The 5,629-nt window shown below is 39.8% G+C and carries 5 protein-coding genes and 1 pseudogene; 4 read left to right on the plus strand and 2 right to left on the minus strand.

The window, feature by feature from the left end; translation table 11 throughout:
- A partial coding sequence (locus VNZ46_RS23815; RefSeq protein WP_325563289.1) for a hypothetical protein occupies positions 1-184 on the plus strand: 184 nt, incomplete at its 5' end.
- Between the two features lie 2 nt (positions 185-186).
- Here the strand turns inward: VNZ46_RS23815 and lipB are convergent.
- On the minus strand, positions 187-885 hold the full coding sequence (gene lipB / locus VNZ46_RS23820; protein WP_325563291.1) for a lipoyl(octanoyl) transferase LipB: 699 nt from the start codon (positions 883-885) through the stop codon (positions 187-189).
- An 11-nt stretch (positions 886-896) separates the two neighbouring features.
- The gene (locus VNZ46_RS23825) at positions 897-1,538 is read right to left on the minus strand and encodes a 4'-phosphopantetheinyl transferase family protein (protein ID WP_325563293.1); all 642 of its coding nucleotides are present in this window, start codon (positions 1,536-1,538) and stop codon (positions 897-899) included.
- Between the two features lie 68 nt (positions 1,539-1,606).
- On the opposite strand from VNZ46_RS23825, the gene dcd reads away from it, so the two are divergent.
- The 3 genes and pseudogenes from dcd to VNZ46_RS23840 form a co-directional block, all read left to right on the plus strand.
- Positions 1,607-2,143, plus strand: coding sequence for a dCTP deaminase (gene dcd, locus VNZ46_RS23830; protein ID WP_133783630.1), 537 nt, complete (start codon positions 1,607-1,609; stop codon positions 2,141-2,143).
- 268 nt (positions 2,144-2,411) lie between these two features.
- Positions 2,412-5,099 carry a TonB-dependent receptor plug domain-containing protein gene (locus tag VNZ46_RS23835; RefSeq protein ID WP_325563295.1) on the plus strand — a complete coding sequence of 896 codons (2,688 nt, stop codon included), beginning with the start codon at positions 2,412-2,414 and terminating at the stop codon, positions 5,097-5,099.
- A gap of 21 nt (positions 5,100-5,120) precedes the next feature.
- A pseudogene (locus tag VNZ46_RS23840) lies at positions 5,121-5,629 on the plus strand (TonB-dependent receptor); the annotation flags it as partial.

Raw genomic sequence — 5,629 nt, forward strand, 5'->3', positions numbered from 1 at the left:
CCCGGTTAGCACCCTCCCTAGCCAATATGCTAAGGAATTTTTAGGATACCTGCTGGAAGGCCTTAGAGATCTGCGGCTTCTTCAGCCGCCTGATATCGCGCAGCCTGGAAGCAGGTGTCCTAAAAATTCCAATGATATCCCCCCCCTCAAAAACGAAGGAAAGGAAATTAATCCAGACAGATAAAACTAAACATCCAGTTTCATGGAGAACAGATCCGCAATATGGCCTCTTAGAATAGCCTTAACTTCTTCCATATCCAGTTCACGCCCAAGTTCACGCTTCAGCGAAGTCACATCCTTATCATCTATTCCACAAGGAACAATGTTTTTAAAATAGTCCAGATCCGTGTTCACATTAAAAGCAAAACCATGCATAGTCACCCAGCGGCTGCACCTTACCCCCAAAGCACAGATCTTTCTGGCCTTTTCATTATCCGCATCCAGCCAAACCCCCGTATAACCGGGATATCGCCCCGCTTCAACACCATAATCATTTAAAGTTAGGATCACCGCCTCTTCGAGAGTACGCAGATATAAATGAATATCAGTAAAGAAATTATCCAGGTCAAGAATAGGATACCCCACAATCTGGCCCGGACCATGATAAGTAATATCACCGCCCCTGTTTATTTTATAATAAGTAGCCCGTTTTTCCTCCAAACCCTTTTCATCCAACAGTAAATTCTCCGGCAAACCACTTTTTCCTAATGTATATACATGAGGATGCTCACAAAAGATCAGCACATTTGGGGTTTCTATTTCCGTATGATTGGTTCGGTTCGCCGTTTTAAGAGCTACCGTCTGATTAAAAATCTCCTCCTGCTGGTCCCAGGCCTGTTGATAATCAATTAGGCCCCAGTCTATATATCTTACATTTTTATTCATAACAGAAATGATTAAGCCATTACATAACCTAACATATAACTATCCTCTACCTTAAAATAATGAGCAGTTAACTCCTTTCGCTCATCAGCTAAACTAACAAAAGCCCTCAGCTGCCCTTCTTCCTGTAAAGGAAAAGATTCAATATACATGTCCTTTTTTAGCTCCAGACCTTTTCTTCCATTCCATTTATAAATAGCCTCCTTTACACACCAGCAAACATATAAGCCCTCGGTACTCCGGTTCAGATCATTTTGCTCCAGTTCTTCCACAGAAAGGAATTTCTGCTCAATCTTATGGATCTTATCTTTGATCAGCTCAATATCCACACCCACTTTCTTATTTCTGCTGATCATTACTGCAGCATAATCAAAAGAATGACTCAGGGAAATTTCATAGTCTATATTAACCAGATAAGGTTTACCATGATCATCCATTCTGCAATCTATATATTCGGTAGTTTGCAACATGGTTCTCAGCAATAAACGTGTACTCAACCAATGCAGCAAACGTTTACCATTGCTCAGAGAAGAAATAAAATCAAGTTCATGCTGTTTCAGCTGTAAACCCGCAATGAGTTGTTCTTCAGACTCTTCTATCTTCCACACAGAAAGCATGGTTTGATCATCAATATTCTTATTAAAAACGATTGGCATCTCTATTTTAGGAAATCAATGGTAAAAGTATCTTAAATTAATCATAATTTAGCCCAAATACTTAATAAATGATACTTTCCGACAAACGTATTCTAGAAGAAATAGATAAGGGCACCATTATTATCGAGCCTTTTAAACCCGAATGCTTAGGCACAAACTCATATGATGTGCATTTAGGCAAATATCTGGCCACCTATAAAGACAGAGTACTCGATGCAAAAAAACACAATACCATAGAGCATTTTGAAATTCCTAAAGATGGCTATGTTTTACAACCTGGCACACTCTATCTTGGTGTAACGCTGGAATACACAGAAACACACGCACATGTTCCCTTTTTAGAAGGCAAGTCAAGCACCGGACGCCTGGGTATCGACATCCATGCTACTGCAGGCAAAGGCGATGTCGGCTTTTGCAATACCTGGACCCTGGAAATTTCCTGCGCACAGCCCGTAAGAATTTACGCAGGTATGCCAATTGGCCAGCTGATTTATTTTGTTGTAGAAGGCGATATTAAAACCATGTACAATACAAAAGACAACGCCAAATACAGCAACAAGACAACCAAACCAGTAGAAAGTATGATGTGGCAGAACAAGTTCTGATCCATTTTTAACCTTCCTTTCATATTTTGCAATAAAGCCTCAATACTCGTATATTGAGGCTTTATTTTTATTACTCTTAATTTATGCAGCCGCCAAGCAAATACGATTTAAGCCCGTTTAAGAGCAATTAAAAACAGAAAAACCTCGAAAAAAACTTTACTAATTACATTCTAATGAAACCCTCATGTGCAGAAATACACAAACCGATATGAATAGAATCTGGTAACACATGATAGCTTCATCACCATTAAAATAAAATTATATTCTGATGAAAAAAAAATTAGTTCTAACGCTCTTTGTACTTTTCGGCCTCTTTTGTTTTGTGGCTTTTAAAATCGATGACGATCCGTTTTCGGCCCTGATTAAAAAACTGGAAGTCTATAACCAGGATAATCCCCAGGAAAAAGTCCACCTTCACCTGGATAAACCCTATTATGCCATTGGCGACGATATTTGGTTCAAGGCCTATATCATTAATGCCACGACATCTCAACCCAGCGAAATCAGCAATATATTATATGTTGAGCTGATCAATGAAGCAGACTCTGTCAAAAAACAGATTAAGCTTCCTGTGATTGGCGGTTTTACCTGGGGAGATTTTAAACTGACCGATTCTCTTCCCGAAGGCAACTATAGGATAAGAGCCTATACGCAATGGATGCGGAACGCTGGTCCGGAATTCTTTTTCGATAAAACCCTGAAAATTGGAAATTCCTGGGCAAATAAAGTTTTTACCCGTACAAAATATTCCTTCTCAGAAGAAAAAAATGCAGAGAAGGTCAATACACAGCTCACATTTACAGATAAAACTGGAAAAGCTTATAGTGGTAATGAGGTAAACTACGTGGTACAGATAGACAATAAGAACATTAGTAAAGGAAAAGCACTTACCAATAGCAATGGAGAAATCAACTTCGATTTTCTGAACAACAAACCAGAACTGAAATCTTCCGGCAAAATCACCGCTACAATTGAATTGCCAGGAAAAAAGAAAGTAGTAAAACTTATTCCTATTACAGCAACTTCCAATGCCATAGATGTACAATTCTTTCCGGAAGGTGGAAATCTTGTAGAAAATATTCCTTCCAAACTAGGTATCAAAGCGATAAACAACGCTGGTCTGGGTAAAGACATTACCGGAAGCATTGTTGATAATGAAGGTACTGAAATCACCAAATTTAACACCACACACCTGGGTATGGGTAATGTCATCCTCAATCCGCAACCAGGAAAGACCTACACCGCGATCGTTAAGTTCGAAGATGGTTCTGATCAGAAGATCAAATTGCCCCAAGCCCTACCCGATGGATATGTATTGTCAGTAAACAATCTGGATACCTCCAAAATTAGTGTCAAAATCTATCTGAGCAGTAATGTGCTGGGCAAAGGCGAACTAAAATTGCTCGCGCAGAACAACGGCAATGTATTTTCTGTCTTTACCACAAAAACAGAGAAACAGCTGGTCATCATTAACATTCCTAAAAAAGATCTCCCTATGGGAATTCTTCAGCTCACACTATTTGGCCCGGATAACAAACCTGTTTGCGAAAGGTTAACATTTGTACAGAACCAGGCCGATCTGACTAACCTTCAGGTACAGAGCGACCGGAAAACCTACAATAAAAGAGATTCTGTACAGCTTACCCTGACTTCTACCACAGATAACAAGCCTGTACAAGGCATTTTTTCGATGTCTGTAACCAATACATCCATTGTTCAACCAGACGAGGATAACGAAAGCAATATTTTCACTACTTTTCTACTAACCTCCGATCTGGCGGGCTATGTAGAGAAACCAAATTATTACTTCCTCCATAAAGATCCTGTTGCACAAAGTGATCTGGATAATTTAATGCTCACACAAGGATGGCGGAGATTTTCATGGAAAACCTTCACAGGCAATACCAATCCTCCGGTAACTTATAAAGCAGAAAAGTCCCTTGCCATTAGTGGTACACTCACCACCCTGGGAGGCAAACCCATAGAAAAGGGGAAAGTTTCTTTGTTTTCTTCTTCAGGGGGACTATTTATGATCGATACCTTAACAGATGCCAATGGCCGATTCAATTTTGACAAACTCCTGTTCAGTGACAGCACAAAGTTTGTTGTTCAGGGCAGAAACGCAAAAAACAAAAAGAATGTAGAGATCAAACTGGATCTTGTGCCAAGACAAGTAGTCACCAAAAACAAAAATACCGGAGATATAGAGGTGAACATCAACGAGGCTATTTCCTCTTATATCACTAAAAGCGAGAACTATTTTGATGAACTGACCAAACGGGGACTTTTACAGCGCACCATCATGCTGAACGAGGTCAATATCGTAGAAAAAAAGAACAAAGCTCCAAACTCCGCCAATCTAAATGGAGCCGGTCATGCAGATGCCATCATCACCGCAGATCAATTAGGCACTTGCACAACCCTGTCTCAATGTCTACAGGGTCGGGTAGCCGGTCTGATGATACGCGATGGAAAGGCCTATCTGATGAGAAACGGAAACACCCCTATGCGGATCGTCCTTGACGGAATGAATATGGATGCAGATTTTCTGGATAATATTGTGCCTCAGGAAGTAGAAACCATAGAAGTACTCAAAAGTATTGGAAATACAGCCATCTACGGAATGAATGGTGGTGGAGGTATCTTGGTGATCACGACTAAACGTGGCGGTGGAAATTACGGTTCTGTTTACACCCCGGGCATTATGGTTTACACGCAAAAGGGATATTACACACCAAGACAATTTTATTCTCCACGATATACTCCGGAATCCGGCGGCCAGCCTGACCTGAGAACAACAGTATACTGGAATCCGCAAATTATTACCAGTACCTCAGGAACAGCCAAGGTTGGTTATTTCAATACCGATCAGAGCGGCACCTACCGGGTGGTTACCGAAGGCATGAACCGTGTAGGCCAACTGGCAAGAACTGTATATACTTATGAAGTAAATTAATCTGTTTAACCCCTCATATTTATGAGAAAAAAATTGATTTTTCACATATTGGTTCTAATAAGCTGTTGTTGCTTTGCTGGCTTTAAGAACGATGATGATTCATTTTCCATACTTCTGAAAAAATTGGAGGATTACCATCAAAAACATCCCCAGGAAAAGGTACATCTTCATTTGGATAAGCCTTATTACGCTATTGGTGACGATATTTGGTTCAAAGCCTATGTGATTAATTCTTTAAACTCTTCCCCCACAAACATCAGCAATATTTTATATGTAGAACTGATCAATGAAGATGATTCTATAAAGAAACAAATTCAACTTCCTATTATTAATGGTTTTACCTGGGGAGATTTTAAACTAACAGATTCTTTAACGGAAGGAAATTACAGGATCCGGGCTTATACGCAATGGATGCGAAATGCAGGTCCGGCATTCTTTTTTGATAAAACCATCAAAATTGGAAATTCATGGGCAAACCAAGTTTTTATACGTACAAAATATACCTTTTCAGAAGGTAAAGACGAGCAAAA

Source organism: Pedobacter sp. (assembly GCF_035566355.1).
Taxonomy (GTDB): Bacteria; Bacteroidota; Bacteroidia; order Sphingobacteriales; family Sphingobacteriaceae; genus Pedobacter.

Excerpts from the sequence above, each read along its gene's own strand:
- lipB (WP_325563291.1), bottom strand. The coding sequence starts at position 885 with ATGAATAAAAATGTAAGATATATAGACTGGGGCCTAATTGATTATCAA.
- VNZ46_RS23825 (WP_325563293.1), bottom strand. The coding sequence starts at position 1,538 with ATGCCAATCGTTTTTAATAAGAATATTGATGATCAAACCATGCTTTCT.
- dcd (WP_133783630.1), top strand. The coding sequence starts at position 1,607 with ATGATACTTTCCGACAAACGTATTCTAGAAGAAATAGATAAGGGCACC.
- VNZ46_RS23835 (WP_325563295.1), top strand. The coding sequence starts at position 2,412 with ATGAAAAAAAAATTAGTTCTAACGCTCTTTGTACTTTTCGGCCTCTTT.